The organism is Janthinobacterium sp. HH102 (assembly GCF_001758625.2).
Classification (GTDB): domain Bacteria; phylum Pseudomonadota; class Gammaproteobacteria; order Burkholderiales; family Burkholderiaceae_D; genus Janthinobacterium.
The window spans coordinates 4193591-4210971 of the sequence record NZ_CP062062.1 but is presented as its reverse complement, the minus strand read 5'-3'; the positions used below and the strand labels follow the sequence as shown (position 1 = coordinate 4210971).

Annotated in this window: 21 protein-coding genes; 2 read left to right on the top strand and 19 right to left on the bottom strand. The window is 60.1% G+C overall.

All coding sequences use genetic code 11. The features are described 5' to 3' along the window. The first annotated feature begins 158 nt into the window (after positions 1 to 158). Positions 159 to 1211, top strand: coding sequence for a DUF4062 domain-containing protein (locus JAB4_RS19115; RefSeq protein WP_071650160.1), 1053 nt, complete (start codon positions 159 to 161; stop codon positions 1209 to 1211). A 12-nt stretch (positions 1212 to 1223) separates the two neighbouring features. Next, positions 1224 to 2609, top strand: a complete 1386-nt coding sequence (locus JAB4_RS19110; protein WP_139143780.1) for a hypothetical protein — start codon at positions 1224 to 1226, stop codon at positions 2607 to 2609. A gap of 71 nt (positions 2610 to 2680) precedes the next feature. Here the strand turns inward: JAB4_RS19110 and JAB4_RS19105 are convergent, their stop codons facing one another. The 19 genes from JAB4_RS19105 to JAB4_RS19015 form a co-directional block, all read right to left on the bottom strand. Next, complete coding sequence (locus JAB4_RS19105; protein WP_070218901.1) at positions 2681 to 3913, bottom strand: phage late control D family protein; 1233 nt, start codon at positions 3911 to 3913, stop codon at positions 2681 to 2683. Further along, on the bottom strand, positions 3910 to 4518 hold the full coding sequence (locus JAB4_RS19100) for a phage tail protein (protein ID WP_070218902.1): 609 nt from the start codon (positions 4516 to 4518) through the stop codon (positions 3910 to 3912). The genes JAB4_RS19105 and JAB4_RS19100 overlap by 4 nt, the downstream gene beginning before the upstream one ends. A 14-nt stretch (positions 4519 to 4532) precedes the next feature. Then, positions 4533 to 7403 (bottom strand): phage tail protein, encoded by a 2871-nt coding sequence (locus tag JAB4_RS19095; protein WP_070308511.1) that lies wholly within the window; start codon positions 7401 to 7403, stop codon positions 4533 to 4535. Next, the gene (locus JAB4_RS19090; protein ID WP_071650284.1) at positions 7404 to 7517 is read right to left on the bottom strand and encodes a GpE family phage tail protein; all 114 of its coding nucleotides are present in this window, start codon (positions 7515 to 7517) and stop codon (positions 7404 to 7406) included. 8 nt (positions 7518 to 7525) lie between these two features. Then, positions 7526 to 7834 (bottom strand): phage tail assembly protein, encoded by a 309-nt coding sequence (locus tag JAB4_RS19085; RefSeq protein WP_070224413.1) that lies wholly within the window; start codon positions 7832 to 7834, stop codon positions 7526 to 7528. A 43-nt stretch (positions 7835 to 7877) separates the two neighbouring features. After that, entirely contained in the window at positions 7878 to 8387 is a 510-nt protein-coding gene (locus JAB4_RS19080; RefSeq protein ID WP_070308512.1) for a phage major tail tube protein, read from the bottom strand. Positions 8388 to 8447: 60 nt separating this feature from the next. Beyond that, positions 8448 to 9623 (bottom strand): phage tail sheath protein, encoded by a 1176-nt coding sequence (locus JAB4_RS19075; protein WP_070222996.1) that lies wholly within the window; start codon positions 9621 to 9623, stop codon positions 8448 to 8450. 30 nt (positions 9624 to 9653) lie between these two features. Beyond that, a complete protein-coding gene (locus JAB4_RS19070; RefSeq protein ID WP_070222997.1) occupies positions 9654 to 10142 on the bottom strand; it encodes a hypothetical protein in 489 nt (162 codons plus the stop codon). A gap of 2 nt (positions 10143 to 10144) precedes the next feature. Further along, positions 10145 to 11368 carry a phage tail protein gene (locus JAB4_RS19065; protein ID WP_254670563.1) on the bottom strand — a complete coding sequence of 408 codons (1224 nt, stop codon included), beginning with the start codon at positions 11366 to 11368 and terminating at the stop codon, positions 10145 to 10147. A 26-nt stretch (positions 11369 to 11394) separates the two neighbouring features. Then, positions 11395 to 12015, bottom strand: coding sequence for a phage tail protein I (locus JAB4_RS19060; protein ID WP_175444805.1), 621 nt, complete (start codon positions 12013 to 12015; stop codon positions 11395 to 11397). Continuing rightward, a complete protein-coding gene (locus JAB4_RS19055; protein ID WP_070222999.1) occupies positions 12008 to 12919 on the bottom strand; it encodes a baseplate J/gp47 family protein in 912 nt (303 codons plus the stop codon). Before JAB4_RS19055 ends, JAB4_RS19060 begins: the two co-directional genes overlap by 8 nt. Then, a complete protein-coding gene (locus JAB4_RS19050) occupies positions 12916 to 13251 on the bottom strand; it encodes a GPW/gp25 family protein (RefSeq protein WP_343216239.1) in 336 nt (111 codons plus the stop codon). Before JAB4_RS19050 ends, JAB4_RS19055 begins: the two co-directional genes overlap by 4 nt. 5 nt (positions 13252 to 13256) lie before the next feature. Further along, complete coding sequence (locus tag JAB4_RS19045) at positions 13257 to 13928, bottom strand: phage baseplate assembly protein V (RefSeq protein ID WP_227741995.1); 672 nt, start codon at positions 13926 to 13928, stop codon at positions 13257 to 13259. Between the two features lie 153 nt (positions 13929 to 14081). Further along, positions 14082 to 14798 carry a hypothetical protein gene (locus tag JAB4_RS19040; protein WP_070223002.1) on the bottom strand — a complete coding sequence of 239 codons (717 nt, stop codon included), beginning with the start codon at positions 14796 to 14798 and terminating at the stop codon, positions 14082 to 14084. A gap of 147 nt (positions 14799 to 14945) precedes the next feature. Next, on the bottom strand, positions 14946 to 15413 hold the full coding sequence (locus tag JAB4_RS19035; RefSeq protein WP_070223003.1) for a phage virion morphogenesis protein: 468 nt from the start codon (positions 15411 to 15413) through the stop codon (positions 14946 to 14948). Then, positions 15410 to 15898 carry a phage tail protein gene (locus JAB4_RS19030; RefSeq protein ID WP_070223004.1) on the bottom strand — a complete coding sequence of 163 codons (489 nt, stop codon included), beginning with the start codon at positions 15896 to 15898 and terminating at the stop codon, positions 15410 to 15412. The genes JAB4_RS19035 and JAB4_RS19030 overlap by 4 nt, the downstream gene beginning before the upstream one ends. Continuing rightward, a complete protein-coding gene (locus tag JAB4_RS19025; RefSeq protein WP_070223006.1) occupies positions 15882 to 16394 on the bottom strand; it encodes a lysis system i-spanin subunit Rz in 513 nt (170 codons plus the stop codon). The genes JAB4_RS19030 and JAB4_RS19025 overlap by 17 nt, the downstream gene beginning before the upstream one ends. Next, positions 16391 to 16951: a glycosyl hydrolase 108 family protein gene (locus tag JAB4_RS19020; RefSeq protein WP_227741994.1), complete on the bottom strand. Its 561-nt coding sequence runs from the start codon at positions 16949 to 16951 to the stop codon at positions 16391 to 16393. Before JAB4_RS19020 ends, JAB4_RS19025 begins: the two co-directional genes overlap by 4 nt. After that, entirely contained in the window at positions 16951 to 17322 is a 372-nt protein-coding gene (locus tag JAB4_RS19015) for a hypothetical protein (protein WP_035820867.1), read from the bottom strand. The genes JAB4_RS19020 and JAB4_RS19015 overlap by 1 nt, the downstream gene beginning before the upstream one ends. Between the last annotated feature and the right edge of the window lie 59 nt (positions 17323 to 17381).

The window sequence follows — 17381 nt, the reverse complement described above, 5'->3', positions numbered from 1 at the left end:
AATTATTAATCTTCTTATGCATATTGTAAATGTTTCCTGCTTTTTATGTATAGTTTTCAGTGGATTAAAAAAGTAAAAAATCGCTCGATGAAGAGGACTTTTAAGTCCTGATGGATACAACTAAAACCGATTCTACCTTACAAAAATGAAGGGAAGCTATGGAAAAAAGACATCAAGTGTTCATCTCTTCTACCTTTTCTGATTTAAAAGAAGAGCGTGCAGAAATAATTCAGGCATTACTGGAACTGGACTGTATTCCTGCTGGAATGGAACTATTTCCAGCTACGGACGGCGAAGCATGGGATCTGATAAAAGGTGTTATAGATGACTCTGATTATTATTGCTTAGTTCTTGCTGGGCGCTATGGCAGTACAGATGCTATTGGAATTAGCTTCACTGAGAAAGAGTATGACTACGCCGTATCACAGAAAAAGCCGATTATGGCTTTTTTACATGGTGATATAGAAAAACTGCCTGTTTCAAAGACAGAGAAGTCGGAGCAAGGTAGAAAGAAATTAGAAGATTTCCGTAAGAAGGTAGAGCTAGCGCATCACCGCAAGGCATGGATGTCAGCAGCAGAACTAGGAGGATTAGTCTCTAGGAGCTTAGTAAATATGCGGAAGTCGAATCCAGCAGAGGGATGGGTACGTGGTCGGTTTGCGGCCACCGAGGCAATGCAAATCGAACTTGCAAATTTGAGAGCCAAGGTAGCTGAGTTGATGGCTGCTGCGGTAAATATAGCGTCTCCATTTGTTAATATTGAGGAGTTGGCAAGTGGCTCTGAGAAATTCAACTTAAATCCCCAAGTCAAGCGTGAAGAAAAAGGAGAGTACAAGGGAGAGCATATCTACGTTAGTTGGGATTCAATATTGCGTTATGTTGGTCCAATATTGGTAAATGAGTGTACTGAAGTTGAACTAAACGCAAAACTTCGCCTGTGCGCATTTCATCATGTCGCCGCACCTCCTGTCGGGAAATTGTCGATTTCCAATGTTGTTTTACGTAGTGTTACTGAAGATCGAATAAAAATACAACTTCAGGCCCTTGGGTATATGGCTGCCGGTGTAAAAAGGAGAACTGTCTCGGATAGAAATACTTATTGGCGGATTACAGATCGTGGCCATCAACAGCTCATCGCCGCTCAAGCTATACGGACGAGTAAAAAAATTGAGACGAGTGCCGCCGTTCCGGTCTTAGATGCCACTGAATAGAGTGATTGCGAAATGAAATATGAGGATCTTAATTCGGCGATTGCTAGATATATGCCAGACCGCCAGCTTATTACATTTTCAACTGGAATGATAATTGTTCCAAAAGAGGAAAATGTTGAAGGAGGATTTTCTTGTGCTAAAGATATTTCATATTTCTTTCATGAGTGGATTCATTATATTCACAATATTTCGACCCTGCATGGGATTGGCGCCTTTGTTGCTCTTGCGGAATTGTGGAGTGCATTTCGTTATACCACCGATAGCTTAGGGAGAAGTACCGGGAAGATCGAGCATGAAAAACCAGAATTATTTAGAATTCGTGATTTAATTGAAATACAAAAAGCCGCACGTAAAAGTATGGCAGTTCGTCTACCCCGTGATACAGTTCCAGAAAGTATCACAATAAAATCCTTCGTTTCGGAGGCGGCAGGCGAAGATGGTGGTATAACTCATCTGAGTATTTCGGTTTTCATCTCCAATAAGCACGGTGATCAGACTATTGGAACAATCGTACTTGGTCCTGAAGAAATTATTGAGTCAGTGGCTTACCAGTTAGAAAAACGATTTCTCGAACGACTCGCAAAGGAGAAATCGAAAGAAACCTCCATTGTTCCCTATCATGTGCTAACTATTTTTTCCCGCTACTTTGCGCCATCCTTAAGCGACGACGATATTCTAATGTGCGGCCTAGCGAGTCTTCAAAGTACCAGCCCCGTAAGTGATTTGATGCAGATTTTGAAGGAATGCGAAGCCATTGATCCGATAGCTGATAAGAGGATGAAATACTTATCAGATAGGGTTATTGAGCAGATTTTAACGCACGAACCTGAATATTTGGCGTGGCTAGATAGACTTGACTCCATGTTCTCATACTCAAAGTCAATGGGCTTAGCGGTGAACGAGACGGTTTCATATATGCGTCGGAATCTCGAAATTCGCAAGGTGAGTCCCTTCTTTGAGTTGGATTTTATCGAAAATATGTACTCTGCGGGAGCTGATGGTTTTAAAGCGCTTATGGATGAGTTGATGACTCGTCATGGAATGTGTGCCGGAAAGCAAGAGCATCCTGGATTTGAAGATGAAGTTGGGCGAGATGTACTATTTGACTTTGCAGTCGTTGGGAAGAATCCCGATTTAAACATCGCTCGTCGAATAATGCAGGCCTCCTTCGACTATGTCTCTAGACATTTGACTCCAGACGGAAGTATTCTCCCCACTACCGAAGCAAGAAAGGGGCATTGCCCATTTTACACATCTTGCATAGTTTCAACTCGTATTGATAAAGAGTCCGATTGCAGAACCCAACCTTGGCGTTCCCTCAACTCCGATACGGATAAATTGTGTTGGTATGGCGAGGGAGTATTTAACCTGAGTCCTGGAAAACCCAAAACGACCTAAAGAATCATCGTATCGATATGTGTTGATTTGATTTTTCGGTTTTTACCAAAAAATTGTATATTGTCTTAGATTTAATATTGTTCACTATTTTCCTGGATGATTTCCCGCACTTCTTCGATATGCTTCCACGCATGCAGTGCCGCCCGCTTGGCGGCCTGCTTGCTCTTGTAAAGATGCTCCAGCGTCTTGAGCGTGCCCGTGGCGCCGGCCTGCTCCTGCCCTGCTTTTTTCTTCTTCGCCGCCACGTCCTTCCAATTCGCCACCACGCCCGTGATGCCTTCGTCCGGGTCTTTCTCTTCCTCGCGTTCGGCCTCCACCGCTTCCGTCTTCGTTTCAAACTCCACGCGCGTGGTAAAGCCGTTGCCACCCAGGCTGTGCGTGACCTTGACCGATAGCCATTCTGTGGCGTCGATCTCGGGCTTGAAGCCTTGCACCGTCACGGGCGATTGCGGGAACACGGCCGGGTTGCCCAGGGCCAGACTCATTTCAAAGGTGGCCAGGCCGCGCAGGATGCGCTGCCATTCGGCCACGGCCGCCGCGCGCGCGTCGGTTTCACTGGCGAAGGTGGTGCGCAGGCGCTTGCTGTTACCCGGCACGCCGGCCACCACGCTGCGGCGGCGCGCGTAGCGCTCGTCGTGCCAGAAGGCGCGCACGCCCGTGTAGGCGTCGCTTTCGGCGCTGTGGTAGCGGTGGCCGTCGCCCAGGGCGCGCGTGATGGGGATGACGGGCAGCGCCTTGCCGCTGGCGGTGCGGCTCTGGTTGATGGGGATGAAAAGCAGGGTGTCATTCTTTACGGTGGCCACCGCATCGTATTTCCTGCCCAGCCGGCGCAGGAAGGCCGCATCGCTTTCGTGCGTCTGGTCGATGTGCTCGACAGCCGTATCGCGCAGGCGCGCCGACACGCCCGACGCCAGCTCGTTGCGGAAGGCGATCGCCTCGATGATGGCGCCCAGGGTGGTCTTGTGAAAGCTGTGTTCCTGCTGCTGTTTAAAGGTGTCGATCAGGTTGGCCGACCTGGCGCGCAGGGTGATGGTGTCGGGCGCGCCGCTGTGCTCCACCTCGTCCACGGTGAACTTGCCCATGTCCACCAGGCCGGTGGCTTGCCAGCCCAGCGCCAGGGCGATCTGCGCGCCGCGCGGCGGCAGGGCCAGCTTGCCGTCGCTGTCGTCCAGGGAAATGTCGAGCTGGTCGCTCTCGTCGCCGCGGCACAGGGTCAAGGTCAGATTGATGAGCCGCGGCGAGACGATGGCCGTCAAATCCTTGTCCTCGATGCTGACCCTGAAGGCGGGGATGTTGGTACTCATTTGAACTTGTCCGCCGCGCTGCCGATGGCGCCGCTGATGCTGCCGCCGATCTTGTCTTTCATGTCGCTGACGACGCCGCCGTATTTCGACGTGATGCCGCCGACCACATTGCCGACCACGCTGCCCACGGCATTCTTGGCTGCGCCCGCGATGCTGCTGGTCATGCCGTCGATGCTGAGCATGTTTTTCAGGTCGCCGATGTCGCCCAGGCCGACCATGGCCAGCACGCCGTCGTCGTCGCGCTTGAGCGCAATCGAGAACTCGACGCGGCGCGCGCCGCCGCTGCCGTCCAGGATGGTGCGCCCCTCGGTCATGCTGGTGATGCGATACGAGCCGAGTATGCGCCCCGTGCCCTGGATCAGAATCCACGATTTGCCCGTGTCGGCCATCATGCGCAGCGCGTCGAGCGAGTACAGGGAGCCGGTCAGTTCCGGCGCCACCCAGCCCGACAGCGTAATCGTGTCGTCGCCTGGCCCCACGTACTGGTGTGCGTCGCGCAGGCCCACGCGCGCCGTGCTGGCGTGCTTCCATTCCGTTTGCCGCTGCAGCTCGTGATAGGCCAGCGTCGGCAGGCTAAAGACGAACATTCCTAAAATCATCATCATGGTGTGCTTCTTTCCTAATCGTGGTCGCGCAGGGACGAGCGGATGCGCGCCGCCTTTTCGCGGTCGCGCTGTTCCATGGCCGCATACACGGCGCGCGCGATGGCCTGCGGATCGGAACCGGCTTGCGCCTGGATCGTGATTTCGATCTTGTCGCCCTGGATGCTCAATCCGGCGCCGAACGCGCCCTTGGCCAGCGGCGCGCGCGTGTCGAAGGCGCTGGCGGGTAGCGCCGTGGCCGTGCCGATGGCGATGCCGGCGCCCAGTTGCGTCAGGTGCTGCGCCAGGCCGGAAACCTTGGCAATCGGCGCGCCCTCGCTGCGGTCCAGACCCACGGCCAGGCCCTGCATGGTGTAGTCACCGAGCTGGGCAAAGACGCGGCTCGGGCTGTGGATGCCCAGCTTTTCCTTGAACCAGGCAATGGTGCTGGAACCGGCATTGCTGATGGCGTCCTTGACGGCGCCCATGGAACCGGTGATGCCGTTGACCAGGCCGCGCAGGATGTTGGCGCCGAAGTCAGTAAATTTGGCCGGCAGTTGGATGCCGAACCAGCTCATGACGCCCGCGAACGCCTGATAGAACACGCCGACGGGCGACCAGTTGATAATCAGGGCCGTGATGCTGCCCATGCCGCCCGCGCAGACCGTGCGCAGGCGCGCCCAGATATCGGCGAAGAAGGCGGCGATAGGTTCCCAGGATGCGGTGATGCGCTGCAGGATGCTGGCGCCAAACTCGCTGAATTTGGCCGGCAGCGCGATGCCGAACCAGCTCAGCACGCCCGCGAAGGCGCGATAGAACAGGCCCAGCGGTGACCAGTTGACGATCAGGCTGCTGACGCCGCCTATGCCGCCGGCAAAGGCGGTCTTGACGTGCGACCAGATGCCGCTGAAAAACGCCTTGATCGGCTCCCAGTATTTATAGATCAGGTAGGCGGCGCCGGCGATGACCGTGATGGCCACGCCAATTGGATTGAGCATCAAGGCGCGGCCCAGCCACAGCACGGCGCGGCCGGCCCACATGAAGGCGCCACCGAGGCCGCGCAGGATGGGCGTGAGCACGCCGCCCGTCACGCCTATCTTGGCGAACATGACGTGCAGCATGGCATACGGGCCGATCATGGCGGCAACGCCCCGCATCAGCGGGCCGAGCACCAGCAGCATGCCGGCCAGCACGGCAAAGGCGGTAATCATGAGCTTGGCCACGGTCGGGTTGCGTTCCATGAAGCCGTTCAGGCGTGTGATGGCACTGATCGCCATTTCCAGCCCCTGCGCATACAGCGGCAGGATTTTTTCGCCCATGGTCAGTTTCAAGTTGGCCAGCTTCGACTGCGCTTCCAGTTCCTTGCCGGCGGCCGAGTCGCGGCCCAGCTTTTCCAGCTTGCCGATATCGGCGGCGCCACGGTTGAGCTTTTCGTTCTTGTGAATCTGCCCGCGCTGCAAATACATCTGCGAATACAGGTTCGACGCCGTGCGGTTCGAAAAGATGCTGCCGATGGCGTCGAGCACCTGGTTCTTGTCTTTAATGCCTTTCTTGGCCAGTTGCGGCAACAGCACCTTTTCCATCCACTCAAACTGATTTTCGCGGAACAGCTCGGAACCCAGCAGCGCGCCAGGATTGAGGAAGGAAAGTTGTCCCGCTTTATCATGCGTGACCTTGCTTTTGTCGCCGATCAAGCCAAATTCTTCCAATTTCTTGGCCGAACGCTTCGTCGTGCGGCCCTGGTACAAGTTCTGGTAGGCGCTCATCAGGGACGTGCCGACGCGGTTGCCGCTCATTTCCTGCACCAGTGGTTCCATCTGGTAGTAAAAGGCGTCATCCTTCAAGCCCTTGGCCGCGATGCCGCCCGTCTTGATCATGTTCAGCCATTCATTCGGGCCGACGCGCCCGCCCGTGGCAGTGATGACTTGCTGCACGATATTGGCCTGGGCTTCAAACTTTTCCTTGCTCTCCAGGCCGCCGCGCAGCTCGATGACCTTGAGCATGTCCATGAACTTGCGTTCGTTGTCGGCGCCTTCGGCCTCGCCAAAGAAGGCGTGATTGGCAAACTTCATCTTGGCCAGGGTAGGGGCGACCATTTCCGCGTGGTGCACGTCGGCAAAGGCGCTCATGCCGTCGCGCATGAGCTGCAGGTTGTCGAGCTGGCTGGTGCCGTAGGTCTTCATGTTGCGCGCGAAGGCGACGGCCTCGGCGGATACCTTATCGCCCAGGCCCAGCGCGTTGACGCGGCCCACTTCCGTTTGATAGTGCTTGGCCTCGTTGAGCCCCTTCACGACGGGCGCGCCGAGCACGGCGCCCGTGGCGGTCGCGCCGGCGCCGGCCATGGCCAGGTTGCCCGCCTTGTTGCGCAGCTTGTCGGCGTGCTGGGTGGCATTGGTCACGCGCTGCTGCCTGGCGTTTGCATTGGCCAGCTTCTGCTGCTGCAAGGTCATGGTTTTGTTGGTGGCCTCGATTTCGCGGCGCAAGGTGCGCTCGTGGTTGGCCAGGTCTTTGGTGCCGATGCCGGCGCCCGCCAGGCGCTCGCGCATGACCTGCAGTTGCTGGGCCTGCTGCTGGCCGGCCGTCTTCAGGGCGCCGGCCGCTTTGACGGCGGCGTTCAACTCGCGCGTCATGGCGCGCGTGGGCGCTTCCGTCTGTTTCATCTTGGTGGCCAGGCTGGCCACCTTCTGCTGGGCCGCTTCCAGCTTGGTGCGGGTGGCGTCCAGGCCGCCGTGCAACTCGCGGAATTTGCCGATGTTCTTTTGCTGGGCGTTCAGCTCGCGCAAGCGGTCGCTGGTCGCCTTCAACGCCTTGGCCGTGTCGCTGGAGCCGCCCATGATTTTTTTCAGCGGGCCGGTAATCTTGTCCAGTGCCGCAAATACCACCTGTAATTTCAGATCCCGACCAGCCATCTATTCCGCTCCGCTTCGTTGCCTGGCGCGTTCGCGCCAGGCCATCAGTTCATCAATCGTAAAACCGTCCATCGCGGCCGGCGTCCAGTGGAAGACGCCGGCAATGTCGGCCATGGCGTCTTCTACTTCGCCGGGGATACCGAAAGGCGATCGGCTTTGCTCGCCAAAAAACCGGCAACCTCGGCGCCCACGGCCAGCAAGTCCGCCGGGTCCATGTTGGCGACGTCGTGCGCGGTCAAGGTTGGTTCGGTGATGCGCGGCAGCACGATCTGCAGGGCCGACACGTTCAGGTTGGCCAGCTCGATCAGGGAAATGCCGCGCAGGGCGCCCGCCTTGGGTTTACGCACGGTCAGCGAGGCGATGAAGGTGTCGCCGCGTTTGATCGGCTCGTCCAGTTCGATGACGGCTTGATTGTTGTTTTCGGTGTTCATGGTGTTGTCCTTGCAGGGTGGTGGTGAAAAGTAAAAAGGGGGATTACAGGCCGATGGCCTTGCGGATGGCCGCGTTGGTGTCGCCGCCGCCGAAGTTCTCGGTGCCGCTCATGAAGTCCAGTTCGATGACGGTGGCGCCGTCGATCATCAGCTTGTAGTAGCTGCAGGGCATCGTGTATTTGTGCGTGGTGTCGTCGCCCATCTTGGCCGCGCCCATGTCGATTTCTTTGTAACGGCCGCGCACGACCACTTCGACGGCGGCGACCGTGCCGTCATCGTCTTCCTGGTAGGCGCCGGCAAAGCGCAGTTGAACGGCGCCGTGCGTGTGCGCGCCGTACTGTTTCAGCGCTTCGGCGATCAGGCCGCCGCCGCTCCATTCCAGCGACAGCGCCTCGTTGCCGAAGTCGACGGACACGGGGCCGCTCATGCCGCCGGCGCGGTATTCTTCCATCTTGCGGCTCAGCTTGGGCAAGGTGACTTCCGGCACCATGCCCAGGAAGGACACGCCGTTCTGGAACAGGTTGAAATTTTTCAGTTTGCGGGGCAGGCCCATAGTGTTCTCCGTTGTTCAGTTGCGCCCGCGCGGGCGCGGGCAGGGTGGTGATGTGGGCGATTACGCGGCGATGCGCGAGGCGAAGTCAGCCAGGTAGCGGTCGGTAATGCGCTGCTGGAAACGCAGGTTTTCCAGCGGCGGCACGGGCGTGTAGTCGTAGTCGATGGCCAGCTTGCCCGCCTTCAAGGTGTCCTTGTCGTTGTACTGCTCGTCATACCAGGCATGGCCGTCGATGATGTAGCCCTGCAATTTCAGGTCGCGGAACTTGGCGTTGATGCTTTCCAGCAGGTCGCGCACCAGGGACGGATGCAAGGGCAGGTCGACAAAGGTGAAATGTGCTTCGGCGATGGTGTCGGCCAGCACCTGGGCCGTGCGGGTGTAGCTTTCAAAATAAAAGAAGCCGCCCGGCGCCTCGCAGGTGCGCGAACCCCAGAAGCGGTAGCCGCCCATGTTAATCAGGGTGGTGACTTCCTTGGCGTTGAGCACGCCGGCGTCGGTGGCAGGGTCTTGCAGGTCGAAAAATACGTCACGGGTCAAGCCGGTCGGGCCGTTGACGACGACGTTGGACAGGGTCTTGTGCCAGCCCGTTTCCTCGTCGATCTTGGCGCGCAGGCCCATGGCGTAGGCGACGGCGGAAATACTCGCTTCCTCGTCGGTGGCGGTGTTCCAGTTCACAAAATCGGGCCAGATGATCATGACCTCGCGCTGGCCGAACTGGCCGCGATAGGTGGTGGCGGCCACCACGTTGCTGCAGCCATACGCGGAGGCGTAGACGAAGCTGCGCAGTTGCTGCGCCACGCTGGCCAGGGCGTTGGTGACGGCCTTGGTGTCCAGGCCCGGCGCGCCCAGGATGCGCGGTTTGACGCCGAGCTTGCTTTGTGCGGCCAGCAAGGCTTTCACGCCCAGGTACTTGCCGTCCGCCGATACGCCGCCCACCACGTTGGTGGTGGTTTCCGCTTCCGTCTCGCCTTCGGCCACGCGCACGACGATGGTCAGGGGCTTGGTTTGCGCGGCAATCGCCTCCAGTGCGCGGTACAGGGTGCCCGTCTTGCCGGCCTTGCCCATGGCGGCCAGCACGTTGGTGACGAGCACGGGCGTGTCGAGCGGGAAGGCAGCCGGGTCGGCATCGTCGGCCGTGGCGATCAGGCCCAGCACGGCCGTGGAGACGGTACGGATGGGGCGCGAACCCTCGTTGATTTCAATGACGCGCACGCCATGGTGGTAGTCGGTGGCCATGTGGCTCTCCTGGTGAGTGGTGAAAAAGCGTTACTGGGGGGCTGCCGTGCCGGCCTCGTCGAAGGCGCGCCGCGCCTCGTCGGACAGGGTGGCGGCGATGCGCGCGAATTCGGCGTTGACAGCCGCTTGCAGCGCTGCCATGTCCTGCGCGGCGGCCACCGTCGGGCAGATGGTGATGTCGAGCAGGCAGGCGCGCGCGGCAGTGATGGCGCGCACCGTGTCCGCGTCGCCGTCGGCCATGGCGGCAAAGCCGATGCCGGCCAGGCGGTTGAGGATGGCGTCACGACGCGCGCGAACGCTATCGAGATAGGCGGCGGACACTCGCGCGTAGGGCATGGCTGGCGGCGGCGTGGTGCGCAACGTCCCTTTGACAAACTTGAACGATCCGCCCGATGCGCGGGCGGCATGGGCGGCCAGGTGGTCCGCCTCGGATACCTCAAACACATCGGACGGGATATCCTGGTACGTGATGTTGACGGGGTAAAAAAAACCTGTGCTCGGTGAATATCTGACGGGCATGATTAATTTCCAATCGCAAAGTAGGATGGGGTGATGCCGGCCGACAGCGCATTTCCGTTGTAGGTGAACAACCGACAGCCCGTTTTTGTCCTCATACCGACGTTGATGTTGCTGGGCAGACTGGACCCGCTTCCGCCTTGCCCTTCATATCCAGTGAAGACGTGAAAACACGCGTTTGGAAACGGAATCGGAAAGATCACATCGACATAGCCGGATTCCGGTGTCTGCGCTCCGCCGCCCCATTGCAGGATCATGCCGCCGGGTTGTTTCTGGTAGCCGCTCGACGACAACATTGCCGCAAAGTCGGCATTGCGCCACAGCTCGGCGGTCGAGTCGATGACTTGCCAAACCTTTGCCCCGGTCGCCATGAGGGTCAGGAATTGTCCCGGCTTAATTGTGATGCTCGGCACACTGCCGACATCAAATCCCATGTTCACGCCTGGCGCGGCAAGAATGGTGCCGCTATTGAACAGCCCGAAGAACTTGACGCACTTGCCGGAATTGTTGGGAATGCCAAGCGATACAGGGTCGGGAATGGTGATGGTCTTGCCCGCAGTCGGGAAGTACAAGGCGCAGCCCATATCCTCGGCGGTGAGCGTGCGGCTTTCAATGACGTCGGCATAGCGCACCATGTTTCCTTGCGCGCGCTGCACAAAATCGGCATTGACCAGCTTTTTCGACGCGTCAAATTTCGGCGGTGTCACGATCTCCTTCATGCTGTATTGCGGATGCGGGTCCAGAGCGGCCAGGTGCTGGGCCATCAGCGTGTCGCTATAGGCGCGGACAACGATGTCCTGGTCATCGACATATTGACGGGTGGCCAGGATGACGGACGGATCGATTTTCAGTTCGATGGCGGCCGTGCTGGCGACGATCAGCACCACGCGCACCACCTGCGTGCGGCCGCTGCCCTCGACCATCAGGGGCTTGTAGCTGGGCGGGCAGTTGGCCACCGCGCACAGGTCGCCCGCCTCGTCGTAGATGCCGATTTCGCGCAGCCACCAGCCGCCCACGTCCTCGGGCAAGACTTGCTCGACGATGATCTGGCTGGCGTTGGCCGGGTCGATGGCGAGTTGGTTCAGGTCGGCGCGGCGCACTTCATGCACCAGTGCCTTTTGCAAGCGGTCGGGAATCGGCAGGGCGCCGTTGCCGTCGCCCACGCCCATTTTTTTCAGTTTCAGGGTTTGGCCCAGGGCGATGGCGTTGGCCAGCTTGGCCTCGCCCACCTGCGTCAGAATAGCGAAATATGTGCTCATGGATAGATGGTCATGGTGTCAATGGTATGGGGTGCGCCGCCCTGTAACAGCGTGCCGCGCACTTCGATTTCTTCGGCGATCCACGGGTAGACCGTCATCGCATCGCCGTGATAGGTGGCCAGCCCGATCCGCACCTGGCCCCGGGTTTCCAGATACAGCGCCAGGCCCGTCAAATGCCGGCTGACGGGCTTGGCGTCGGCGATCAGGCGTTCCATTTCCTGGAACATGGCGTCCGTGATGCCGGTATCGAGCACGCCGACGTCGAGGCGAAACGTGCCGGGCGTGCCCGGTGGCGTGGTCTGCCACCATTCGGTGATGCGGATCAGGTAGCCCAGGGATTCGACCACGCGGCGCACGGCGGCAATCGTGCCCTTGTGCTTGTGGATGAAATAGGACGCCTTGATGGTGCCGCGCTTGATCGATTCGGGCCAGGCGTCGTCCCAGCGATCCACGGAACAGGCCCAGGCCAGAAACGGCAGCAGGGCGACGGGGCAGCGGTCGGCGTTCCACACGTCGCGCAGCGGAACGGGCACGTTGACCAGCTCGGCGCAGGCCACGGCAATGGCGCGCTCCAGCGCCGTGGTGTTCGGCGGCAGGGTGGGCACGTGCTTATTCATCGAGCACCACCACGTTGAGATTGATGCCGGTGCAGCGCGCGGCCTGGGTGGCGTTCAGTTCGATGTCCGCCGCCGGGCTGTTCAAGACGACCTTGCGCACGCCTTCGACGTGGACGGCGGCGCTGCAGGCGGAACGATAGATGCTGTGGCCCAGCGGGCGGCGCGGCTGCGACACGCGCGCGGCGTTGGCGCGCGCGGCATCCAGCAGAATCGGCACTTCTGGCCCGACGCCGATATACAAGGTCGCCTCGATCTGGTAGTCGATGACCTGGGCGGCCTGCACGCTCAGGCGGTCGCCCAGGGGGCGCACGTCCTCGGCGTTGAGCGCGCGCGCCACGATGGCCAAGATGTCTGCGCCGGCAATGCCGGTATCGTTGTTGGCCAGCACCGTGACGGTGACGCTGGCCGGCGCCGGGCTGGTGGCGCTCGCGTCCTTGACGCGGCCGTCGCTGCTGCGGGCGTGGAATTCATACGACGCTTTCGGGCCGGCCACGGACAGGCCGTCCGGCGCTTCCTGGATGCGCAGGCGGTAGGCGTCGTTATCTTCCATGACGGCGGCCACGGGCGGCAGGGCGTTCGGATTGGCCGGCGTGATGGTCAGGCGCGCCACGTTGACGTTGGCGCCCAGCTGGTCCAGGTCGCCATCGAGGGAAAACGCCAGCATGACGGCCTTGCCCGCCTCGTTGACGCGGTTGCGCAGGATGGTTTCCTGATACGCGTTCTCTTCCAGCAGCTTGGTGGCCGGTTCCGATTCCAGCTCCAGGAGGGCCGTGACGGCCGCGCGCTCCGCTTCCGGCAGCAGGCTGACCAGGTGCGCCTTGCGGCTGGCCAGAATGGTTTCGAAGTCCAGCGCTTCCACCACGCTGGGCGCGGGCAACTGGGTCAGGTCGATAGGCGTGCTCATACGACGCCGCCTTGCTTGACGGGCACGGCCAGCGTGATGCCCTGGCCATTCGCCGTGCCATCGAGCAGCAAGGCGATGGCGCCGTCCGTGTCGCGCGTGAGTTGTACGCTGGACAGTTGCAAGCGAGGCTCCCAGCGGCGCAGGGCAAAGGCGGTGGCGGCATAGATGCGCAACTGCGTGGCGCTGTTGAGGGGCTGGTCGATCAGCTCGGGCACTTCGGAACCATAGCGGCGGCGACGGATGCGCGAACCGATGGGCGTCGTGATGATGTCGGTCACGGACTGGCGCAGGTGGCCCAGGCCCGTCAGGCTGCGCCCGGTAGCGGCGTGCATGCCCATCATGGCAGTGGCCCATTCGACTGGTCGCCGCCGGCCTTGACGCCGCCGTGCGGATGCTTGGCCAGGCTGATGGCGCCGGCCAGCACGTCGTCGCTGGCTTTGATCGTGCCTTGCACGGCCATGGCCACGCCGCCGGCGGCGCCGGCCTTGGCGTTCACGCCGCCGTTCAGGGCGGTGGCGCCTTCCACGGTGGCCGATTGCATGACGATCAGGTTTTTCATGACGGTCAGGTCGCCCGTGCAGATGGTGCTGGGGGCGTTCGACGTCACCTTGTCTGCGGTGATGGTGGCGGTGCCGCCGGGGAGTAGGGCCGTCAGGGCGTGGGCCGCATGGTCGTACTGCACCACGGCGCCGTCCGGGTAGTGTGTGGTGTGGATGGTGTCGCTGGTTTCTGGTGCGTCAAATTCCTGCGAGTACAGCGCGGGCAGGATGATGCCGCGCGTCAGGTCGCCGCCCGGGGAAAAGACGATGACCTGTTCGCCAACTGTCGGCGCCGACCAGGTGCGCGTGCTGCCGGCGCGCGGCGTGACCCATTTCAGCCATTCAGTGGTGAGTGTCGGCCCCAGCCGCACGCGCGCCTTGGCCCCGTTGACCTCGGCAATGGTGCCCAGGCGGATCAGGTTTTGCAGCAAGCGGGTGAGGTCGGACAGGTCGGCGTTCATGCAGTGCATGTTGCCGAAGTCCGCGTGCGGATGCACGCGGGGGCGGGTTGATAAGCGGCTTAGCGACTATGGAAGCCAGTAAGGCACAAGCCTATATTCGCAAGTTGGGGGCGAGGTGGTGAGTGAATGACTTCGTCTCAACTCGAACCTTTGTGAAAATACTCAGCTCAGTACCCGAACAAGTGCGATCACTCCTGCACTGGCGGCCATACCATATGGTATTAGAACTTCGGGAATAATCTCGCTGCGCACCAATAAGATAATGATTGCAGACAAGGTTACAAAAAATTCGATCCACCGTGGGAACGTAAACGTTTGTTCTCCGACAGTTGTCAAAAACTGTTGCTCTATGTTGGGAGATGCGGGAAACATTGTTGACGCCCTGTCTGCGGTGTAGAGCCCCGCGAATTCCATTTCCACCGCTGTCGCGCCGCTCCGTTGCTCGAATCCCTGATGTGGCCACCTCCGCGTGTTGCGTGGTGCAAGTGCAGTAAGGCGAACGTATTGATACTGGGAACTATTTCGTTCTTGCTCTAGCCTCGCATCTATTGGCAAGGAATTGAGCCATCGTGGCGGCTTGGCGAGAAATATCCGCTTTAAATCTCGAAAGAGCAAGTAGTTATAGACTTGGAGTCTGCAATCAGCATATTGGGAGGCAATGCTCGACCGCGCTTTGCGTGCCTCATCGCTGTGAATAAACCGCCAAAACGCATAAGCCAAGGCGATCAAAACCACAACCCAAATCTTGTTGGTTTCTTTCGGAAGCTCAACGTCAAATATTTTATTCGGCAACCTCAGCTTAAGATAGGCGGAGACAAGGATGAATCCGCTTAAGGCCACCAGGTTGCGACGAACCTTATCCTTGTCATCTTCGTACATATCAAAATATCATAAAGTTTACCAACAGACGGAAAAGCAAGGAATTTCGCAGGGTAAATTCGGCCGGTTTTGGCCGGTTGCACTCGGTATCATACGACTCTAACTCATTTGATAACTACTGTCAGTTGAAGTTTGCATTGAAGCATCTCAATTTTTATCCATTTGATGCAGCAACGATTCACGTATCAACGTCCGATCCGACTCACTCAAGCCAAGTAGCGGCCGCTCCGGGTATTTGTAGGCGGGCCCTTTTTTTGACACGCGGTCTTGCCGGCCAAACTGATGCACATGCGCCACGCGCGCCACCCAGCCAAAGAACCCGACCTCGATCTGGTCGCCGCTCGCCTTTACTATCAAGTGCTTGGCGGTGCGGATCTTGGCGAACATGGCCGCCTTCTGCCGCTTGATGCGCCCATTCTTCCCCTTGAATTCCTTGCGTCGCTTGCGCGCCGGATAGGCCGCGCCGTCCGGCCCCTGCTGGGCCTTGATGCGCTGCGCCTGGCTGCGGCGCAGGTCGATGGCCACCTTGTGATTGATGGCGCGGCGCTGGGCGGGCTGCAGCTTAGCCAGCAGGGCGCCGGCCCAGGCTTCCAGCGCGTGCAGGTCGCCGCTCATGGCGTCGCCTCGGGCGTGCGCCATTCGGCCAGCAGGGTCTCGCCGTCATACAGCTTCCAGAACTCGTCCGCGTAGGCGGGCGTGTGCTGTATCTCGGCCAGGTGTTTGATGTCCAGGCGACCCGCCTCGCCGGTCTTGACGGCCACGCGTTCGGTCAGGTCCAGCTTGATGGAAATGTCGACCGTTTCATGGTTGTTGAAATCCACCTCGAAGGCGATGCCGTGCTTGCGGGTTTCCTCGTTGGCCATCAGATCGAGCTGGTGCACTTTCAGCCAGGCGATCAGGGCCACCATGATGGCGTCGGCGTCGCCCGCGTAATCGGTCACGATCAGGTTGAGCTTGAAGCGGTATTCGAAGGAGAGGGAAGCGGTGGCCGACGCCACCACGTTGCCCTCGTCGGCGAAGACCAGCAGGCGGTCGGGATCGCGCTGCAAGTCGGGGATGGCGGCGGCCAAGTGCTGGCGCAGGCTATTCGGTTTGTACATGGTAGGTGTCTCGTACTAGGTTGTAGGCGTCGATGCAGGCGTTCAGCTGGCGGGTGGCGTCGTCACCGTCGCCGGCAATGGCGTTAAGAGCTGCCGCAGTCGCTGGGTCAAGTTCGGCGCGCGTTTGGTGCCGATCGCCTGCGGCAGCGGCGGTATCTGCAGTGGCGGCGCACTGGCTGCTGGCAACGGGGATTGACAGGCGCACAGCGCCGCTGCGCACATCAAGGCTGAAACGGTCACGTTCAGTTTTCGCATGGGTTTGCTCCTGGGTGAGGTGGTCGGCGCGCTGCGCCAGGGCGGTGCCGGCGGCGCGCTCCAACGTCAGCACGCGGGCGGTGGCCTGGGCCAGCGCGGTGGCGGCGGTGGCCGCCTGGGTTGCCGCCGCCCGCTGCAGCTCGGCGATGCTGGCATCCTTGCGCCAGCCCTGCGCCGTCCAGCCCGCGATGGCACCACATAGCAGGCAGGCGGCCAGCGGGCGCCAGGTGGTTGCGGTCACATGGCCACCCGTTCCTTGATCCAGCCGAACAGGAAACGGCGCTGGCTCTTGTTGGCTTCGGTGATGTCCAGGTAGCGCGCCGCCTGCAGGCCGTTCAGGGCGCGCAGCAGCACGGCGGCGCCATCCTGGCCGCGCCATTTGAGAAAAGCGGCCAGCGCGCCCAGCGACTGCGCGCCCAGGCGGCCGTCGACGAACAGGGCGGGATAGCGGGCGCCCGTGTCATTGAAACCGTTCAGCCAGCGCTGCAGGAACTCGGCCGCGCGATGCGGCCCCATGTTCACGCCCGTGTCGATCACTTCGGCGCCGATGCCGGCATGCAGGGCCAGCACCTGGTCGAACTTCGGTTCCGTGATGTAGCGCGCCGTGTAAATGGCGCGCGCCATGGCCACGGGCAGCTCGCGCATCGGGCCTTGATAGCCGTTGGCGCGCGCCACGGCCACGGTGATGCCGTAATTGGTTTCGCCGCCCTTGTCTTGCGGGTCGTTCACATAGCCGCCTTCGGCGCGCAGGATGGCATCGATGGTGCGCACGATCAGGGGATTTTCCATGGTGGCCATCAGTGTTCCTTCGCGTCTTTGACGAGCTCGGCGATGTCCTTGTCGCTGCGGCGCTGGAACCACAGGGCCACGGCGCGCGACACCCACCAGCCGGGCGCGCCGACGATCAGGTCGATGGCGGAAGCGTTGACCATGGCGCCGATGGCGGGGAGCTGGGCGCACAGCAGTTGATACACGGTGCCGCCCAGCAGGCACGAGAACACGCCCGCGCAGGCCAGGCGGGCGACGAATTCGCCTTTGTTGAAGGTGCCGTCGCTGTTCAGCGGCGGCAGCACGATGTACAGCATGGCCGCGCCGACCATGCCCAGCGCCGCCTTGAAGCCGTATAGTTTGACCAGGGTGGCGAAACCACCAAACGATTCTGCGGACATTGCTTGATTCTCCGGTGAGAGGGTAGATAGATTTTTCATGAGAGTAAAAATGGTGGATT